The organism is Adhaeribacter rhizoryzae (genome assembly GCF_008629685.1).
Classification (GTDB): domain Bacteria; phylum Bacteroidota; class Bacteroidia; order Cytophagales; family Hymenobacteraceae; genus Adhaeribacter; species Adhaeribacter rhizoryzae.
In genome coordinates, this window is record NZ_VWSF01000005.1 from 254,393 (window position 1) to 272,572 (window position 18,180).

Consider the following 18,180-nt stretch of genomic DNA (forward strand, 5'->3'; position numbering starts at 1 on the left):
TAAATTATTTCTCTACGGGTACGCCGTAAAAAGCTTCTATTATTTGGGTAAGCTGGCCGGTTTCAATTAAAAAACCATCGTGGCCGTAAAACGAATCTATTTCGCGGTACTCGGCATTTTTAACGTGCTGAGCAATATACCGCTGCTCCGAAACCGGAAATAATACATCGGAACTAATGCCAATAACTAATGTTTTGGCTTTAATTAGCGCCAACCCATCTTCCACGCTGCCCCGGTGCCGGCCTACATTGTGCGAATCCATGGTTTTACTTAACGATACGTAAGCGTACGCATTAAAGCGATTTACCAGTTTTTCGCCCTGATAATTCTGGTACGAACTGGCCCGGAATTTATCGGTTTTAGATAAATCGTTTTCGAACTGGGTTTTGGAGTAAGTATCGTAATTGCGGTAGCTAAGCAAGGCCGTGGCCCGGGCTGCCTTTAAACCTTTACTGCCGCCATCGGGTTTATTTTGGTAATAAGTTTCGTCGGCAAAAATAGCCAGGCGCTGGGCTTCGTTAAAGCCAATGCCCCACGGCGAGTGGTAAGCGTTGGTGGCTACTACAATCAGGTTTTGAATGTGCTGGGGTTTTTGAATGGCCCACTCCAGTGCTTGCTGGCCACCCAGCGAGCCGCCGATAACGGTATAAATTTGTTCTATTTCCAGGTGCTGCCGCAATAAATCGTGGGCCTTTACCATATCGCGGATGGTAATGTTTGGGAAATTCTGGTAATAGGGCTGACCGGTAATGGGGTTAAGCGACAAAGGGCCGGTGGTACCATAACAGGAACCCAACACATTGGCGCAAATAATAAAATGTTCTTCGGGGTTAAATAAATTTTGCTCGCCAAATAATCCCTTCCACCAGTCCAGCACATCGGAGTTAGCTGTAAGCGCATGGCACACCCACACTACATTATCTTTTGCAGGATTCAAGTTCCCGTAAGTATGGTAGGTAATCTGGATTTCGGGTAAAGTTTGCCCATTTTCTACCACAAAAGGGTACGGGTACTTAAATATTTCCTGCGGCATGCTATTCTTCAATTCTGTATTAGAAACATTATTCCGGCAAATTATTTACCGGAATAATGCCGGGTAATTTATCTGGTTAAAAATTTAAAGGGCGTCTATTTTAAATCGTCGGCAAATAAAAATTCTTTTTCCGATAATTTCACTTTTTGAAAAGCCTGTTCCATATCGGCCTTAATATCATCTATGTGCTCAATGCCCACCGCAACCCGCAACTGGGTAGGGGTAACACCGGCACTTTTCTGTTCCTGCTCGCTCAATTGCTGGTGCGTTGTAGCCGATGGTTGAATAATCAGGGTTTTGGCATCGCCTAAGTTAGCCAGGTGGCTAATCAGTTTCAGGTTATCGATAAATTTGGTAGCCAGTTCTTTGCTGCCTTTTAAATTAAAAGATAATACCGCGCCATAGCCGCGTTTCAGGTATTTTTTGGCTAACTCATGGTACGGGCTGCTTTCCAGACCCGGATAATTCACGCTTTCTACCTGCGGATGCTGCTCCAGCCATTTGGCTAATTCCAGCGAATTTTCGACGTGCCGTTGTACCCGCAACGATAGCGTTTCGAGACCTTGCAATAACAGGAAAGAGTTGAAAGGGCTAATAGACGGACCAAAATCGCGTAAGCCTTCTACGCGCGCCCGGATAATAAACTGAATATTGCCAAACGGACCATTCGGACCAAAAACATCGCCGAAAACCATACCGTGGTAACCTTCGGAAGGCTGTGAGAACTGCGGGAATTTTGGTTTGTTGAAATCGTACGTACCGCCATCAACAATAACACCGCCAATGCTGGTACCATGGCCGCCAATCCATTTGGTAGCCGATTCTACTACTATGTTCGCGCCGTGCTCCAGGGGCCGGAATAAATAACCACCCGCACCAAAAGTATTATCTACAATTAAAGGTAAATCGTGCTGTTGGGCCAAGGCCGCAAAGGCTTCAAAATCCGGAACATTAAAGCCAGGATTGCCAATGGTTTCGAGGTAAATAGCTTTGGTGTTTTCATCGATTAAGCGGGCATAGTTTTCTACGGCATCGCCTTCGGCAAAACGGGCCTCAATACCAATGCGTTTAAACGATACTTTAAACTGGTTGTAAGTACCGCCGTAGAGGTAAGAGCTGGTTACAAAATTATCGCCGGGCTGCATAATATTATTCAGGGCAATAAATTGCGCCGCTTGCCCAGATGCTACCGCTAAGGCCGCTACTCCGCCTTCTAAAGCCGCCACGCGCTTTTCAAAAACATCGGTAGTGGGGTTCATAATGCGGGTATAAATATTGCCAAACTCTTTCAGGGCAAATAAATTAGCTCCGTGTTCGGCGTTTTTAAAAACGTAAGAAGTAGTTTGGTAAAGCGGCACAGCCCGGGAACCGGTGGTAGGGTCTACTTCCTGGCCGGCGTGTAACTGAAGCGTTTCAAAATTTAAGGTTTGCGTGGACATTCTTTTTATATTTTTTAAGTTCGGTTATAATAATACATACTATTTTGATTTAGAAAAACCGGGATAACACCGGGCACCTGAAAAATGCAGAAAATAACTAGCTACTAAGGCTGCAACAGCAACAACAATAGCCAGAACCAAAAATATTGAGAACAGAAGTAAAGCGCCCACCCGATTCGGGTGCAGCAAACAACAGGGCTGTAAAAGTTGTTTTTTTCATTTTTAATTAATTTATATTTCCCATTGCTGGGATAGGATTTGGCACCTTTCAATTGGATGAGGTTGCCAGAGGGTCGCGGAGCCTATTCTCTCGCCTCTTCTTTATAAATCAATCCTTCTAAAAGCAGGAAAGCGTATTATGGGTGCAAAGTAAATAATTTTACCAGAATTTGTCCTTATTTTTAATTAAAATCTTTTTATCCAGTCAATTTTATGCAGCATTAAATAATACGGTTAAAGCCTGAATTTCTTTTGCAAATATTTGTAAGCAAGTGTTTAAGTATAATTTTATTTATATAGGCCAGGGGCTTGCGTGTTTGTTTTAAGTATAATATGAAGTACTTTTGATACCTTTATAGGAATTAATTATTATGGGTATAATCAGAGGCTTGCTGGGCCTGGTGGTATTAATTAGTATTGGGTATTTATTCTCGACAAACAGAAAAGCAATAAACTGGCGGTTAGTAGGTGTGGGGGCCGGCTTACAAATATTATTTGGTTTTCTGGTAACCAAAGTGCCATTTATTACGAGCATTTTCGAATTTTTAAGCCGCGCGTTTGTGCGATTACTGAGTTTTTCGAGCGCCGGGGCCGAGTTCCTTTTTGGTAACCTGGCTAATCCGGCAGCTAACGGTGGTTTAGGTTATATTTTTGCTTTTAACGTATTGCCTACCATTATTTTCTTTTCTACGGTGTCGGCCGGTCTTTATTATTTAGGCGTGCTGCAAAAGGTGGTGTATAGCATTGCCTGGATTATGTCGAAGGGAATGCGCTTATCCGGGGCCGAAAGTTTATCGGCGGCGGGCAATATATTTCTGGGCCAAACCGAAGCGCCTTTGCTGGTAAGGCCATTTATTAACAACATGACTCGCTCTGAGTTGATGTGTTTAATGACCGGCGGCATGGCTACGTTGGCGGGCGGGGTACTGGCGGCTTATGTTTCCTTTTTAGGTGGTGATGACCCGGCACAGCAAGCTGTATTTGCGGCGCACCTGCTTACAGCTTCTGTTATGAACGCGCCGGCCGGTATTGTAATGTCGAAAATGCTGGTACCCGAAACCGAAGCTGATAAAATTAACACCAATTTGCAGGTAAATAAAGAATCGCTGGGCGTAAACTTTATCGATGCTATGTCTATTGGCGCGGCCGACGGATTGCGCCTGGCTTTGAACGTGGGCGGTATGTTGCTGGCGTTTATTGCCATTATTGCCTTGTTAAATTATATTCTAATAAAGTTTGGCAGTTTAACCGGGCTAAACGAGTTGGTGGTAACCAGTACCAGCGGGCAGTTCAATGGCCTTTCTTTTCAGTATTTATTAGGACAAATATTCCGGGTGTTTGCATTTTTAATTGGCATACCGTGGGCCGATACCCTACAGGTGGGTAGCTTGCTGGGGCAGAAAACCGCTATTAACGAGTTTGTCGCTTATTTAGATTTAGCTAAAATGAAGGAAGCGGGTAGCCTGAGTCCGAAATCTGTTATTATGGCTACCTACGCCTTATGTGGGTTTTCAAATTTTAGTTCTATTGCTATTCAAATTGGCGGTATTGGCAGTATGGCGCCCGATCAGCAAGGTAATTTATCCAGGCTAGGGTTATATGCTTTGCTGGGCGCTTCGGTGGCTTGTTTAATGACCGCAACAGTAGCCGGTATTTTATTTGAGTTTTAACTTTATTTAACAATAGACATAAGACATAAAAAAAAGCTCATCCGGTTAGGATGAGCTTTTTTGTTTATTTAACCCTATAATTATTTGCCTTGGGTAAACCGACGGTTTACTTCGGCCCAGTTAATTAAATTGAAAAAAGCCGAGATATAATCCGGGCGACGGTTCTGGTATTTTAAATAATAAGCGTGCTCCCAAACGTCTAAGCCCAGTACCGGAAAACCATTGCAGCTATCAACACCCATTAACGGGTTATCCTGGTTGGCACTGGAACAAATTTGTACCGAGTTATCATCCATTTTGCAAAGCCAGGCCCAGCCAGAACCAAAGCGGATAGTAGCAGCTTTGGTAAATTCTTCTTTAAATTTATCGTAAGAGCCAAAAGCGGAGTTAATGGCTTCAGCCACCGGACCGTTTGGTTCACCGCCGCCATTAGGGGCCAGAATTTGCCAGAACATGTTGTGGTTATAATAACCGCCACCATTATTCCGTACGGCAGGAGAAGCCTGACCAGCTTGCTTTAATATTTCTTCTATTGATTTACCCTCCAGATCGGTGCCCTGGATGGCGTTGTTTAAGTTAGTGGTATACGCCTGATGGTGTTTCGTGTGGTGAATCTCCATGGTCTGGCGATCAATGTGCGGTTCTAAGGCATCGTAATCGTAGGGTAATTGCGGAAGTTCAAAAGCCATAGTTTTATTTTTTTAAGGTTGAATATTAATTTACGTAACAGTTCAAAGATAGGGTCTAAAACCGTTTATTCAAAAAGAATTCCGTCATAAGGTTGGCGCACTCGTGCGCCAGAATGCCACTTTCGGTTTCGGTTTTCGGATGAATTAAATTATTGCCAAAGCGACGGTAACCGCGTTTTGGGTCAGTGGTGGCAAATACAATTCGTTTAAGCTGGGCCCAGTAACTAGCACCGGCGCACATTACACAAGGTTCTACGGTAACGTATAAGGTGCAGTCTTTTAAATATTTATTGCCTAAATTATTAGAAGCAGCGGTTATGGCCAATATTTCGGCATGGGCCGTTACATCGTTTAGTTTTTCGGTTTGGTTATAGGCTCTGGCAATTATTTTATTATTACAAACTACCACGGCCCCAATCGGAATTTCGCCTTCTTCTTTGGCGTACAAGGCTTGTTTATAAGCCTCTTTCATAAAATGTTCGTCGCTGAAAACTGATAATATCATTAAAAAATTATTTAATAAAAGAGCGGCCGCAGGTTGCCTTGTATAGGCAATAATAAACCTTAGTGCTTAACCTACTTTAATCGATTCCATTATTTGGGTAGCTGATTTTTCCCAGGCTGGTTTTAAATCAATGGGCACATTAATAGTAAAAATATAAAGCTTCTCGTTATAAACAGCGTACTGTACTATGGTATAGCGCCGGATAGGGGCCAGCCGGTTAGTCTTACGGTCTTCGTCGCGCACAGTTGAGGTAAATTCAAAAATAACAAAATCCTGCTTTTTTATTTTGCTAATTTCTTCCCGAATAAATTTAACATCAGAATATTTGCTGTTAATGCTGGTTTTATAAAACTGCTGCACCATTTTCAGGTCGTCTTTATGAAACATGCTGGGCCGTTCGGTTACTACAAAATCTACCAACCGGTTGGGGCTGGTGTAGGCCGCTAACGGTTTGCGGGGCGACGGATATTTGGTGGCAATAACATCATCGGGCATTACGCCAAAGTCCTGCGGCAACGTTACCGAAATTTCTTTAGTGATATTTACGGTTTTGAATTTTGGCGCGGCAAAGCTGGTAAAAAGAACCAGAATAGTAGAAAAAATGAAAAAATACTTCATATTATAAAATTTATTCTAGGTTAAATGAGTTAGTAACCTAGTACTACTTACAGGCAAATACATTGCCATAGCTGTTTAATAAGTTGTACAAAATTAAAGAGAACTTTAATTTATTGCTTATTTAATTCGGAACGTAAAATGCAATTGGTTCTTTATATAAAAAAAATTATAAATGCAAATTTAACCTGAATTGTACAAAGGTATGAGCAGGTATTTTTATATATTTAATTAATGCATTGTTTTTCAATTTTATATATTGTTTATTTTGTGTAATGTTGAAAAATTGATCAAAATTGTTTTGGAGTTATATAGGCGGAATAATACCTTTACAAGAAGTTGATGTTTGGTAAAGTTAGAGAAAGTACAACTTATTGTGCTTTTAAACTTTTAGAGGGCTAAATTAACTAGGTGATCATGCGGCGGTTTAGTGCAAAACAAAAAAAAGAACTTTACAGTTTATCTTCTTTATTATTTCACTTACTGGTGTTTATTATTCTTCTGATTTCGTTGGGTACCGATGCTGATGATAAAAAACAAGCTAATGCTCGCGGGGCTCAAATGCCTAAAGAAACCGAAACAGCGCTCGAACGTTTTTTTGCCAGTGCCCATCCGTAATTAATAGCTCTTTCTTCTGCACTGGCAAGTTTTCCAGTTTCTTCAAATAACTTCTGCTATTTATTAGTCTATCGGCTTTTTGCTGCTTAGCGGCTAATGCTAAATGTTTAGCTTATTAGTAAATTAGCTATGGCTATATTATTTATTTTATTTAAGTTTAACCGCTATTTAGCTTACTTAAGCAAAAAAACAGATATTTTTTAAGTAGCTTTTAAAGTTAAGCCTTTTAAATTTAAAAAATTTTTAATTTTAGAAGGCTCAACCATTAACTAATTTTAAGTTGTAGCCAGGCACGACTGCCAGAAAAAACCATCGGATAAAACGCTTAAACAATATTTATAATATTTTTTGATTTATGCTTAGAACACACACTTGCGGAGAATTAAGAATAACACATGTAGGCACTGAGGTAGTGCTGGCCGGTTGGGTGCATAAAACCCGCGATAAGGGCGGCATGATGTGGATTGACCTCCGCGACCGGTACGGATTAACCCAGCTTAAACTGGAAGAAGGTGTTACAGCCCCTGAAATATTAACCGCTGCCCGCGAGTTAGGTCGGGAATATGTTATTCAGGCCCGTGGCGTGGTAATTGAGCGTATATCTAAAAACGATAAATTGGCTACCGGCGATGTAGAAATACAGGTGCAGGCCATATCTGTACTAAACCCGGCCAAATTGCCGCCTTTTTTAATTGAGGACGATACCGATGGCGGCGATGATCTGCGGATGAAATACCGTTATCTGGATTTGCGCCGCAATGCCGTGCGCAAAAACCTGGAGTTGCGGCATCAAATGATGCAGCAGGCCCGTGCTTACCTAGATGGCAACGGTTTTATAGAAGTAGAAACGCCGGTTTTAATTAAATCTACCCCCGAGGGTGCCCGCGATTTTGTGGTGCCCTCGCGCATGAACCCCGGCGAATTTTATGCTTTGCCGCAATCGCCCCAAACTTTTAAGCAGCTTTTAATGGTTTCGGGTTTCGATAAATATTTTCAGATTGTAAAATGCTTCCGCGATGAAGACTTACGCGCCGACCGCCAACCCGAATTTACCCAGATAGACTGTGAGCTTTCCTTTATTTCGCAAGAAGATATTCTGAATACTTTTGAAGGGCTGGTAAAACACTTGTTCTCGAAAGTGAAAGGTCTGGAAATAACAGATTTCCCGCGCATGACTTATGCCGACGCCATGAAATATTACGGCAACGATAAGCCCGACACCCGTTTTGAGATGAAGTTTGTGGAGTTAACCGATTTGGTTAAAGGAAAAAACTTTAAGGTTTTTGACGAAGCCGAGTTAGTGGTAGCTATTAATGCCCAGGGTTGTGCCACTTATACCCGCAAACAAATAGATGAATTAACCGATTTCGTAAAACGTCCGCAATTAGGCGCTACCGGCTTAATATATGCCCGCGTAGAAGCTGATGGTACGGTAAAATCTTCGGTTGATAAATTTTTTAACCAGGATGATTTACAAGCCTGGGCTACTGCCATGGCCGCTAAGCCCGGCGATTTAATATTGGTGCTGGCCGGTAACCCAGATAAAACCCGGAAAGCTTTATCGGAGCTGCGTTTAGAAATGGGTGAACGCTTAGGCCTGCGCGATAAAACCACATACGCGCCGCTGTGGGTGTTAGATTTTCCGCTATTGGAGTGGAATGAAGAAGCGCAGCGCTTTTTTGCCATGCACCATCCGTTTACTTCGCCCAAGCCCGAAGATATTGAGTTAATTGAAACCAACCCCGGTGCAGTACGGGCCAATGCCTACGATATGGTCATAAACGGTGTAGAAGTAGGAGGGGGATCTATCCGGATTTACGAACGGCCCTTGCAGGAGCGCATGTTTAAATTATTGGGCTTTACGCCCGAAGAAGCTTTGGCCCAGTTTGGCTTCTTGCTAAATGCTTTTGAATACGGGGCACCGCCGCACGGTGGTATTGCCTTTGGTTTCGACCGGTTGTGCTCGTTGTTTGGCGGTGCCGATTCTATCCGGGATTTTATTGCTTTCCCGAAAAATAATTCCGGCCGCGATGTAATGATTGATGCACCTTCACCGATTGCGCAGGAACAACTAGATGAATTACAAATTCAGCTCCAGTTAAAGAAATAAAATATTAAGTTAATTATTTAAAAGGGGTTTGGCTATTTATTACCTAAATAGCCAAACCCCTTTTAAATTTTAAAGTAGCTGAACCGGCCGGTTTATGCTTTCTTCCAACGAAATAAAAGTTTCGGTGCGCTGAATACCAGGTACCTTCTGAACTTTATCGGTTAATACGTTTTTCAGGTGCGCGGTATCTTTACAGATAAGTTTGGCAAACATGCTCCACTCGCCGGTGGTATAGTTTACGTTAACAACTTCCGGTATTTTCTTTAATTGCTCCAGTACTTCTACGTACATCGAGCTTTTCTTTAAATAAATACCTAAGAAGGCACTAATGTCGTAACCCAGGTTAGAATAATTAAGCTTTAACTGCGTACCGGTTACAATACCCATTTGCTCCATTTTCTTCATCCGGACGTGCACGGTGCCACCCGAAACAAATACTTCTTTTCCTACATCGGCGTAAGCCATTTTCGCGTCATCCATCAATAGAGACAGAATTCGAAGATCTGTATTATCAATTTCTAAATTTTTAAGCATATTTTTGCCGTGTTTTTGATTTGCTTTAACAAAAGTAACATTAAATTTAAAATAACATAAATTTTAAGGAAAATATTTAATAAATTTTGAAAATGTCGGGAAGCGCTATATCTTTGAAAAAGAAAAACACACTGTAGGGTGTTGAAACTGGCAGACAAGCCCTCCTCTCTCGGGGGTGGAGAATTATAGAATAAAGCAAGCTACTTGTCTAACTACTCCGTGAAGGTTCGACTCCTTCCCCTACAGCAAAAAGCCTTTCTGTGCATCAGAAAGGCTTTTTTTGTTTTAAATGGTGCCTGATTACTTTGCTTTATGCAGGCAATAAATAATTTTATTTGCAGGTTACAATGGTATAAAATAGCGGGTTAGGCGCTGGTAAATTATAGCGGTACTTACTAATATTAAGAATTTGGAGCGTTTTAAATTTTTATAAAAGTTTACTATTCTTAATAAAATTTTTAAAACCAAGCGGGTAAGCGGCTTATTATTTATTGTAAGGGTTCTGTTTTAATCTGAAAGTTAAAGTTACTAACCCGGTAAGTAGCCTAACCAGAATTTTACTTGGTTTTTAGCCAATCCTGAGCCCGGTTTATATCTTCAAATAGCTTTATCTCAATTTTGTGTAGTAACCGCGCTTGCAGGTCCTGAACAGAGAGTTGCCCAAAAATGCCCGGTGAGATAACGTGGGCAACGTGCTTTATACGCACGGGGGTAGTTTCCGGGCCTAATTCGTGTTGCAGCCAATCATTTGCTTTATCCCACGGGCCAATAAGTTCGCGGTTATCGTTTAAAACTTTAGAAAAACGAAATCTCCGGAACATAGTCCAGACTTCTCTCAACCCTTGTTTTATATTATCTAGGTTTTGGTAACCAATCCAGTTCAAATACAACCATCTGTTTTCCGGGTCATATTCCAGCATGAGAAAAGTATTACCAGCCTGATTTTTTATTTCCCGTTTCATCTTGTATTAAGGAATAATAGAAATTAAGGTAAAATAATGTGCCAGGAACGGTAGTTGAAAGTAAAGCAGAAGTAAACCTTTTGCAAAACTACAGATAATTGTAACCTAGCAGATTAACTGCATGCGTGGTGCGATAAAATCTTGTTAAGTAAACAATTAATACTTTTGCAAAGTGCTTTTGCGGAAGTTAGTTATTAAACGGAATTCCTTAACAGAAGCCTTTACTTTTAAGTAGCAGGCTTCTGTTAAAGTTTAAAGGTTTGTTAGCGCCACAACGGACGTGTTTCTGGGTTAATAATACCAAACGGAATACTTAGTAGTATTATAATAAGGGCAATTAACGTGTATATAAAAGCACGTTTATGTTTTAATTCGTTGGTAGTAGCCTTTTTAGAAGCAGTGCGGCCTACCTGGGCCAATACAGTACCAATAAACATGCCCAGAATGTGCTCTACTGCCCAAAACCGCAGCGTTGAATTTTTCATAGCCGCACCAAAATCATTAAATATTTGCTGTGTAATGGGGCTAAAAACAAAGTAAAGCAATATACCGGTTAAAAATTGCAGGTGAACAAAACCTACAAAAGCGGAGTGGGTAATATTATTTCCTTTGGTGAAAGGGCTGTGGTTTCGCCAGCCTGAAAAACTCTGAATAATAACAATTAAGGCCGCAATTAAAACCAACCAACGGTTTATCGAGTGGAAATGTAATAGAAAATTATACATTGTTTTCGTTATTTTTAGAGGTAAAAACCTTGTTTCCGGTACAAATATAGAAGTTTACTTTTGCCTTTAGTGCTTGGTTTAAATTTTGAAGGGAATAAACCGGCTTTATCAGCAATAATTTAGCGTAACGCTTCTAAACAACCGGCTATAGTTAATCTGGTTCAGACTTTAGCTCGGGTTTTCCTGCTTATTTAGAATATTGAATTGTGTAATTATAGGCTAACGCCGCAGCGGTTTAATTTTTATAACTTAAGATAAGAGAGATTACTTTTGAGAAAGCAAATACTAAGGTTCTACTGAGCCATACCGGAAATAGATGGCTGCCTGCTCTTAATTTAGTATGCTGGTGAACGATATTAATAATTGCTTTGGCAAAGCAGGCGCTTGCCAGCTATTAATTTTATTAGAGTTTAGGATTATTGCAAAGAGGCTAGTTGCTTTTGTAACTCAGCCAGCTTTTCTGAGGCACCGGTAAAGCCCAGCATTTGCGCAACCTGTAAATCGCTGTAAGCCAGCCGTAGTTTTCTCTGCTTTATTCTTTCGCTGCCGCGCAAATAATAAGCCTCGCCATTGCTCTGATTTTTACGGATGGCTTGGTTAAAAAGAGAAATAGCCTTAGAACTCTGGCCGGCCACCTGGTAGGCGCGCGCCAGACTCATGTTACCGTAAAAAGCTTTTGGGTGCAACCGCCGGGCAGATTCAAACGAAGAAACAGCCATACGGTGCAAACCCATTTCCAGCATTACTTCCCCGCGATTATAATGGGCCGTATAATCATACGGGAAAAGGTCAATGGCTTTTTCTAAATCTTCGAGCGCGCCTGTCAGGTTACCGGTTTTTCTTTTCGGAAAACTCCGGTTCAGGTAATACCGGTTAACTTTAGGTTGGCGAGTTATTAAGGTGTCGTAAACAGTAATGGCTTCGTAGTAGTGGTGGGTAGTGGTTAAAGCAATAGCTTTATTATTCAGGGCATCGTTAAAATTGGGTTGAATAGTTAGAGCCCGATCCAGATTTTCCAGGGCTAGTTTGTAATGCCCGTACTGCAAATACAGCGTACCCAAGTTAAAATAAGCCATGGCATATTTAGGATTAATCCTTAAAGCTTGCTCATAATCGGCCACAGCCCCGTAATAGTCGTTTAGCGATACTTTAACGGCCGCCCGCAGGTTATAAGCCGAGTCGTATGCCGGATTTAGCAGTAATAATTTGTTTAAACTTTTTAAAGCTTGTTTATGAGCGCCACTGTGTAAATTAATTTTTGAATGGGCATAAAGCCGACGCACTTTCCGGTCATGAGGCTTCGCCGACAGTAAGCCAAATGATAGCAATATTATAAATAGTATTCTTGAGTAATGTTGTACCATCATACCGAAATATACCCTCCCATGTACTAATTTAAGTAAATTGAAGCATTTAATCCAGAAAAGTAAGCCTTATTTTTAGGGTAACTAATTTTTTTAATAATAGTTTTCTTCCGCTCAAAAAAATATTTATAGTGGTTGCAAAAAATCTTTGCAAGGGTTTTCAGAAGCGCAGCAACTAAAAATATTAAGAGGAGAAAAGAAGTTTAGGTTAGTAATAATATTAAAATGTAATCCGGAATTTTTGCAGGTCCGGGTCGTATTTCTTTTTACGAATTAGTTCGTGCTTATATATTAAGTTGCCTAGTTTGTTCATAAAAGGCAAGCCTACGTTATCGTACTCGTATTTATCGTCGTTAAATATTAAGTCTTCGTTGGCCAGAATTACGGCCGTTAAAAAGAACTCCACGTTATTTTCGAAATCTACAACATAAGCATTATCAATCAGGTAGCCGTAAGCCCAGCCAGCCTTGTTAAATATTCTGATATTTGAGGGAATGGGTTCTTTGGTGCCGCCAAACATAAAAAATTTGCCGTAGCTATCATTAAATTCCTGGGGGTTGTAGCTGGGGTAACTACTTTCCCGCGGCCGCATAGCCATATATTTATACAAGAAATTATAATCGTCGGGTGTCAGGTTAAAGCGTTTTTTGGCCGGGGTAGCCTCCGGAAAAATAACCGACTGTAATATTTCGTGCAGGTTTTTTATCGAAATATTATTCCGCTCCGAAAAATCTATGGGGCTGTTTATTAACTGACCATCCTGGTAAAAGCCCTTGCCCACCAACGTAGTTTTTAGCTTGTTAGAGTAAATATTAGGGTTAAAAACCAAGGGTTGCTGGTAAATAATTTTATTGTCGTGGTAAAAAGTTATGGGGTTGGTGTAACGGCCGTGCGCCGCATTGTCGCCTACCGAGAGCCGGTGCAGTAAGCGTACTTCTTTATAGCCTTTCTGGTGCAGCGTTTGGTTTAAAGTTTCTTGGCCCACAAATTCATAAAGCCGGTTGTAAGCATCGTTGTCGCTGACTAAAAATATTTTTTTAATGTATTGCGCCACCGAAGCTTTGCCATTGGCGGCGGTGGAGTCGGAGCGTACGCGGGTTTGTTTTTGGTAAGCGCTATCTATGTTAAGGGGCGTATCTTTGGTTAAGCCCGGAATATTCAGGTTATTAATTTTTTCGAGAGCCGCCAGGGCACCGGGCAGTTTAACGGTACTGGCGGGGTAAAAATATTTTTCGGAGTTTAAGTTGTAAGCGTAAGAAGTAAATTTTGGAAGGTTGTTTTTGTCGCGGTTTATCTGGGTATACAATATTTGCACCTGGTATTTATCGGGGTGTACTACAATTTCTTGCAGCAACGAATCGGAGGTTTGACGAAGAATCTGCTCTACCAAATTTCTTTTTTGCGCCTGAACGTTATTGCCAGCTAGTATGAACACAAAAATTAAAAATATTAAGGTAAAAAACAGGAAGGCCGCTTTTAATTTATTTACCTTACTTATTAACGTGTTAAACCAACCCAAGTGCTTTTTTGTGCCGGAATAAATAAAGCAAATTTTGTTATTAATATTACTCCAGCCTGGCATAACCGGTTGACTTTAAGTAGCGAAAATAATTTATTAAGTAAGCTAATATTTTAATTTTTAATAATATACGGCAACTAACCAAAATTAACGAGAAATTTTATCGCCTACTTTAACCCACAAAATCGGCAATATTTAAGGCTACCCAGTATTCAGATAATAGGAAGCCAGGGTAGCCGTTAGCGTTCAATTAAAGTTAAAGCGCCGGGCCTGGAAAATGAAAATAAAAAATTAAGTTTAGCGAATTACTTACTTGCCACCACATTTACTATTATGCACTTTAACTTTTTACTGAAAAACAAAAAGCGCAACCTTTGGCTTGCCTTGGCCTTATGGAGTTTCGCTTTCGTTCAATCTGTTTCCAAAGTTTCGGCCCAGCACTTGCTAAAAGTAAGCGAAAACAAACGCTACCTGGTGCGCGAAAACAACCAGCCTTTCTTTTATTTAGGCGATACGGCCTGGGAATTGTTTCACCGGTTAAACCGCGAAGAAGCTGACCGGTATTTAAAGGATCGGGCCGATAAAGGATTTACTGTTATTCAGGCGGTGGTGCTGGCGGAACTCGATGGCTTGCGCGATCCCAATCCTTATGGGCACTTGCCGCTAATAAATGAAGACCCCACCAAACCCAACGAAGAATATTTTAAGCACGTTGATTATATTGTAAATAAAGCCGAGCAGTTGGGCTTGTATATTGGCCTATTACCTACCTGGGGCGATAAAGTATTTAAAAACACCTGGGGCACGGGGCCCGAAATATTTAACTCCCAAAATGCGCGCGCTTTTGGCGCGTACGTGGGTCGGCGTTATAAAAACAAACCTATTATTTGGGTAATGGGCGGCGACCGGAATCCGCGGCACGAACAGGATGTGGCCATTTGGCGCGCTATGGCCGAAGGTGTTGTTGCCGGAGCCGGCGACGGCAACCCGGATAAAGTTATGATGACCTACCACCCGCAGCCAAAAGCGCAAGGCGGTTCTTCTACCTGGTTTCATAACGATAAATGGCTTGATTTTAACATGTTTCAGACGGGGCATTGCCGTAACTTACCCGTTTACGATAATATTTCGCACGATTATAACCTGGCTAACACCAAACCCACTATGGATGGCGAACCCATTTACGAAGACCATCCGGTTTGTTTTAACGCCAAAGAAAATGGTTACTCGGCGGCATACGATGTGCGTCGCTCGGCCTACCTGGCTTTGTTTGCCGGGGCGCACGGCCATACGTACGGTTGCCACAGCATCTGGCAAATGAATAACCCGAAAGGTAAAAACGTAAATACGCCACTGGGGCCGTGGTACGAAGCCATTAATTTGCCGGGCAGCGGCCAAATGTCGCATGTGAGGGCTTTAATAGAGTCGCGGCCCATTTTAGAGCGGGTGCCCGACCAAAGTTTAATAACCGAAGCTTTTAGCGGAGGCGAGCGCATCCAAAGTACCCGGGGCAAAGATTACGCTTTTGTTTACAGTACAGCCGGCAAGCCCTTTACGGTTAACATGGGCAAAATATCGGGCAAACAGGTTAACGCTACCTGGTACGACCCCCGCACCGGCGTAAGCACTGCGGCCGGTAAATTCCGTAACAACGGCACCCAAATATTTACGCCGCCCAGCCAGGGCCGCGATAACGATTGGGTTTTAATTTTGGATGATGCGACCAAAAATTATCCGGCTCCTAAAAAGTGGAATAAATCTTAAACTGATTGATTAAGCAGGAATAATAAGTTTTAGGTTAGGTGTAAGGCTGATAGAAAAATTTTACAGAACTAAGCACCTATTTCCTTTAACTTATAATATTAAAATGCGAAAATAGTAAAGCTTTAAATATTAATCTTAAATGAAAAATATTACAAAATCGGCCCTGGTCTTTTTGGCTTTGGGAATATTGGGATACTTAGGTAAAGGACTGCTACCAAAGGCAGTTGCCAATAATAAAACCAGCCCGAAAGAAGTAAATAAACCAAAGCCATTGCCCATTATTCTGGATACCGATATTGCTCCTGATTTTGACGATGCTGGTGCCATGGCGGTTTTACATGCCTTAGCCGATAAAGGCGAAGCTAAAATATTGGCTACCATAAGTTGTAACCGCTATGCGGGTTGTGCGCCTTTGCTGGAGGTAATTAATAATTATTACAATAAGCCAAATATTCCAATTGGGGCAGTTAAAAACGAAGGCGCTGATTTTGGTGATAAAAACAAGTGGAACGAAGTAGTAGTAGCCAACTTTCCGCACCAGCTTAAAACCACCGACGATGCACCGGATGCGGTGGAAGTTTACCGCTCAATACTGGCAAAGCAACCCAACAAGAGCGCAATAATTGTAACGGTTGGGTTTTTAACTAACCTGAAAAATTTGTTGCAATCGGGGCCGGATAAATATAGTAAACTAGATGGTGCCGCATTGGTGGCTAAAAAGGTGAAGAAACTGGTGGTAATGGGCGGGGCTTTCCCGCAAGGCAAAGAGTTTAATATTCACATCGATGCCCCTTCTTCTAAATATACCTTTGCGCATTGGCCCACGCCGGTACTGTTCAGCGGGGTCGAAATCGGGAATAAAATATTAACGGGCAATCGTTTAGTTCAGTTAGGCGCGGCTAATAATCCTGTGCGGCAGAGTTATGATTATTGCTTAAAAACGTATCAAGGCCAAACGCACCCAAATGGCCGCATGAGCTGGGACCAAACGGCGGTATTAGCGGCCGTACGCGGCCCGGAACCTTACTGGGATGTTGTAACCGGCCAGATAAAAATTAACGAGGATGGTACCAACGAATGGATTGACGGGGGAAATAAACAGCATAGTTACCTGGTTCCGAAAATGCTACCCGAAGAAGTAGCTGTAGTAATTGAAGATTTAATGCTGCACGAACCAAAGTAATATTTAAGAGCGGCAAGCTAACCTTTATATTAGTCTTTGGAACTCATCTCTGTCATTCAGGAGGAACCTATTTGGCTGCCTACTACATAGTTTCCTCCTGAATGACAGGGATGGGTTTCTTAAACCCTCATTATTTAAAATATTGCGCATTATTAGTTAATAATTTAAGAGCAGTTTTGCCGGAATTTAAAAACAAAAAGGCTTGGGCAAATATTGCCCAAGCCTTTTTGTTTTACTTAAAACAGGCTTACCAAATACTAATTGGCCGGTTAGCATTTCTTTCCTTAGCTGAAAACAGGTTATAGGTTAACAGGAGTTCGTTTGAGCTGCGGTTTGAAGCATTGGCGTTGCGGGTAGCGGTTTCGTAGGCGTAGCCAAATTTTACCTGGCGTAATTGCACACCGGCGGTTAAGGTATAAGCCAAATCTTTACGGTAACCGGCGCCAGCCCAGAAAGTATTGTTAAATACTCCTTTTACCTGGCCTTCCAGGGTTTCTTTTAACATGGCATCGTAGCGATAAATACCGTTAACCACAAAGCCAAACTGCTCCGATAAACTTTTCCGGAAGCCAGCCTGCACCAAGTGCTGGGTATTGGTACCGTTGTGCAGGTAATATCCCGATGAAACCAATTTACCTTTAGCGGCATCTTGTAGTGCGTATCCCAGGTAAAAATTTTCTGCATTTAACACCAATCCCACGTTCACATCAACTTTATCGGAGTTGTTATCGCTGATTAAAATATCCTGGTACTCGGGGTCGTTGGCCTGATCCAGCGTAAGCATGTTGTAATCTAATTTAACAAAAGCGTAGGTGAGGGCAGCGCCGGCCCGGAGACTCAGTTTTTCTGATAACCTAACCTGCGAAGCATAATTTAGTTGAACTTGGCCTTCTTTAAACGGACCAAAAGTTTCGTGTAGTAAGGAAACGCCCATGGCGTTGCGGGCGCTTGTTTCTAACCCGGCTGCTGGCTGATTACTGCTGTTTTCTGCTCCTTTTAAATCTGCCAGGTCAAACTCGCCCGCAATAAAGCCGGTACGGGGCGCATTCTCAAAGCCGGTCCATTGGTTGCGGTAAAAACTTTTCAGTACCGAGCCCTCGTGTCCGGTAAAGGCGGGGTTAAAATACGGCTGAAACAGCGCAAAATTAGTGATGTGTTTTCTGCTTTGGGCATTAGCACCCAAAGCAGCAATTATTAAGAATATTATTAAAGAAAACTTTTTCATTTTGTT

16 protein-coding genes and 1 riboswitch are annotated in these 18,180 nt (G+C 41.8%); of the genes, 5 read left to right on the forward strand and 11 right to left on the reverse strand.

Going from position 1 to position 18,180, the window contains the following annotated elements:
* Positions 1-4: 4 nt before the first annotated feature.
* Both metX and F0145_RS09590 read right to left on the reverse strand, forming a co-directional pair.
* Complete coding sequence (gene metX / locus F0145_RS09585; protein WP_150088177.1) at positions 5-1,033, reverse strand: homoserine O-acetyltransferase MetX; 1,029 nt, start codon at positions 1,031-1,033, stop codon at positions 5-7.
* A 95-nt stretch (positions 1,034-1,128) separates the two neighbouring features.
* Positions 1,129-2,472 (reverse strand): O-acetylhomoserine aminocarboxypropyltransferase/cysteine synthase family protein, encoded by a 1,344-nt coding sequence (locus tag F0145_RS09590; protein ID WP_150088178.1) that lies wholly within the window; start codon positions 2,470-2,472, stop codon positions 1,129-1,131.
* 228 nt (positions 2,473-2,700) lie between these two features.
* A riboswitch (SAM riboswitch) is annotated at positions 2,701-2,802 on the reverse strand.
* A gap of 260 nt (positions 2,803-3,062) precedes the next feature.
* Here F0145_RS09590 and F0145_RS09595 point away from each other — a divergent pair.
* The gene (locus F0145_RS09595; protein ID WP_150088179.1) at positions 3,063-4,361 is read left to right on the forward strand and encodes a NupC/NupG family nucleoside CNT transporter; all 1,299 of its coding nucleotides are present in this window, start codon (positions 3,063-3,065) and stop codon (positions 4,359-4,361) included.
* A gap of 80 nt (positions 4,362-4,441) precedes the next feature.
* Here the strand turns inward: F0145_RS09595 and F0145_RS09600 are convergent, their stop codons facing one another.
* From F0145_RS09600 to F0145_RS09610, 3 genes are all read right to left on the reverse strand, one after another.
* A complete protein-coding gene (locus F0145_RS09600; protein WP_150088180.1) occupies positions 4,442-5,050 on the reverse strand; it encodes a superoxide dismutase in 609 nt (202 codons plus the stop codon).
* A gap of 55 nt (positions 5,051-5,105) precedes the next feature.
* Complete coding sequence (locus F0145_RS09605; RefSeq protein ID WP_150088181.1) at positions 5,106-5,555, reverse strand: nucleoside deaminase; 450 nt, start codon at positions 5,553-5,555, stop codon at positions 5,106-5,108.
* A gap of 66 nt (positions 5,556-5,621) precedes the next feature.
* The gene (locus F0145_RS09610; RefSeq protein ID WP_150088182.1) at positions 5,622-6,173 is read right to left on the reverse strand and encodes a hypothetical protein; all 552 of its coding nucleotides are present in this window, start codon (positions 6,171-6,173) and stop codon (positions 5,622-5,624) included.
* Between the two features lie 414 nt (positions 6,174-6,587).
* On the opposite strand from F0145_RS09610, the gene F0145_RS09615 reads away from it, so the two are divergent.
* A complete protein-coding gene (locus tag F0145_RS09615) occupies positions 6,588-6,788 on the forward strand; it encodes a hypothetical protein (protein ID WP_150088183.1) in 201 nt (66 codons plus the stop codon).
* A gap of 355 nt (positions 6,789-7,143) precedes the next feature.
* Positions 7,144-8,898, forward strand: coding sequence for an aspartate--tRNA ligase (aspS, locus tag F0145_RS09620; RefSeq protein WP_150088184.1), 1,755 nt, complete (start codon positions 7,144-7,146; stop codon positions 8,896-8,898).
* Between the two features lie 69 nt (positions 8,899-8,967).
* Here the strand turns inward: aspS and F0145_RS09625 are convergent, their stop codons facing one another.
* The 5 genes from F0145_RS09625 to F0145_RS09645 form a co-directional block, all read right to left on the reverse strand.
* The gene (locus tag F0145_RS09625) at positions 8,968-9,432 is read right to left on the reverse strand and encodes an Lrp/AsnC ligand binding domain-containing protein (RefSeq protein WP_146896507.1); all 465 of its coding nucleotides are present in this window, start codon (positions 9,430-9,432) and stop codon (positions 8,968-8,970) included.
* Positions 9,433-9,989: 557 nt separating this feature from the next.
* Positions 9,990-10,394 (reverse strand): hypothetical protein, encoded by a 405-nt coding sequence (locus tag F0145_RS09630; RefSeq protein ID WP_150088185.1) that lies wholly within the window; start codon positions 10,392-10,394, stop codon positions 9,990-9,992.
* 263 nt (positions 10,395-10,657) lie between these two features.
* Complete coding sequence (locus F0145_RS09635) at positions 10,658-11,119, reverse strand: hypothetical protein (RefSeq protein WP_150088186.1); 462 nt, start codon at positions 11,117-11,119, stop codon at positions 10,658-10,660.
* 416 nt (positions 11,120-11,535) lie between these two features.
* On the reverse strand, positions 11,536-12,486 hold the full coding sequence (locus F0145_RS09640) for a tetratricopeptide repeat protein (RefSeq protein WP_150088187.1): 951 nt from the start codon (positions 12,484-12,486) through the stop codon (positions 11,536-11,538).
* A 217-nt stretch (positions 12,487-12,703) separates the two neighbouring features.
* A complete protein-coding gene (locus tag F0145_RS09645) occupies positions 12,704-13,918 on the reverse strand; it encodes a serine hydrolase (RefSeq protein WP_223815933.1) in 1,215 nt (404 codons plus the stop codon).
* 417 nt (positions 13,919-14,335) lie between these two features.
* On the opposite strand from F0145_RS09645, the gene F0145_RS09650 reads away from it, so the two are divergent.
* Together F0145_RS09650 and F0145_RS09655 are read left to right on the forward strand one after the other, a co-directional pair.
* Complete coding sequence (locus tag F0145_RS09650; protein ID WP_150088189.1) at positions 14,336-15,766, forward strand: glycoside hydrolase family 140 protein; 1,431 nt, start codon at positions 14,336-14,338, stop codon at positions 15,764-15,766.
* A gap of 139 nt (positions 15,767-15,905) precedes the next feature.
* A complete protein-coding gene (locus F0145_RS09655; protein ID WP_150088190.1) occupies positions 15,906-16,949 on the forward strand; it encodes a nucleoside hydrolase in 1,044 nt (347 codons plus the stop codon).
* A 247-nt stretch (positions 16,950-17,196) separates the two neighbouring features.
* Here the strand turns inward: F0145_RS09655 and F0145_RS09660 are convergent, their stop codons facing one another.
* Positions 17,197-18,174 carry a PorP/SprF family type IX secretion system membrane protein gene (locus tag F0145_RS09660; protein WP_150088191.1) on the reverse strand — a complete coding sequence of 326 codons (978 nt, stop codon included), beginning with the start codon at positions 18,172-18,174 and terminating at the stop codon, positions 17,197-17,199.
* Positions 18,175-18,180: the final 6 nt, after the last annotated feature.

Coding starts and splice junctions, on each gene's coding strand:
- F0145_RS09640 (WP_150088187.1), bottom strand. CDS start 12,486: ATGATGGTACAACATTACTCAAGAATACTATTTATAATATTGCTATCA.
- F0145_RS09660 (WP_150088191.1), bottom strand. CDS start 18,174: ATGAAAAAGTTTTCTTTAATAATATTCTTAATAATTGCTGCTTTGGGT.
- F0145_RS09605 (WP_150088181.1), bottom strand. CDS start 5,555: ATGATATTATCAGTTTTCAGCGACGAACATTTTATGAAAGAGGCTTAT.
- F0145_RS09635 (WP_150088186.1), bottom strand. CDS start 11,119: ATGTATAATTTTCTATTACATTTCCACTCGATAAACCGTTGGTTGGTT.
- F0145_RS09630 (WP_150088185.1), bottom strand. CDS start 10,394: ATGAAACGGGAAATAAAAAATCAGGCTGGTAATACTTTTCTCATGCTG.
- F0145_RS09610 (WP_150088182.1), bottom strand. CDS start 6,173: ATGAAGTATTTTTTCATTTTTTCTACTATTCTGGTTCTTTTTACCAGC.
- F0145_RS09650 (WP_150088189.1), top strand. CDS start 14,336: ATGCACTTTAACTTTTTACTGAAAAACAAAAAGCGCAACCTTTGGCTT.
- F0145_RS09595 (WP_150088179.1), top strand. CDS start 3,063: ATGGGTATAATCAGAGGCTTGCTGGGCCTGGTGGTATTAATTAGTATT.
- F0145_RS09615 (WP_150088183.1), top strand. CDS start 6,588: ATGCGGCGGTTTAGTGCAAAACAAAAAAAAGAACTTTACAGTTTATCT.
- aspS (WP_150088184.1), top strand. CDS start 7,144: ATGCTTAGAACACACACTTGCGGAGAATTAAGAATAACACATGTAGGC.
- F0145_RS09590 (WP_150088178.1), bottom strand. CDS start 2,472: ATGTCCACGCAAACCTTAAATTTTGAAACGCTTCAGTTACACGCCGGC.
- F0145_RS09600 (WP_150088180.1), bottom strand. CDS start 5,050: ATGGCTTTTGAACTTCCGCAATTACCCTACGATTACGATGCCTTAGAA.
- metX (WP_150088177.1), bottom strand. CDS start 1,033: ATGCCGCAGGAAATATTTAAGTACCCGTACCCTTTTGTGGTAGAAAAT.
- F0145_RS09625 (WP_146896507.1), bottom strand. CDS start 9,432: ATGCTTAAAAATTTAGAAATTGATAATACAGATCTTCGAATTCTGTCT.
- F0145_RS09655 (WP_150088190.1), top strand. CDS start 15,906: ATGAAAAATATTACAAAATCGGCCCTGGTCTTTTTGGCTTTGGGAATA.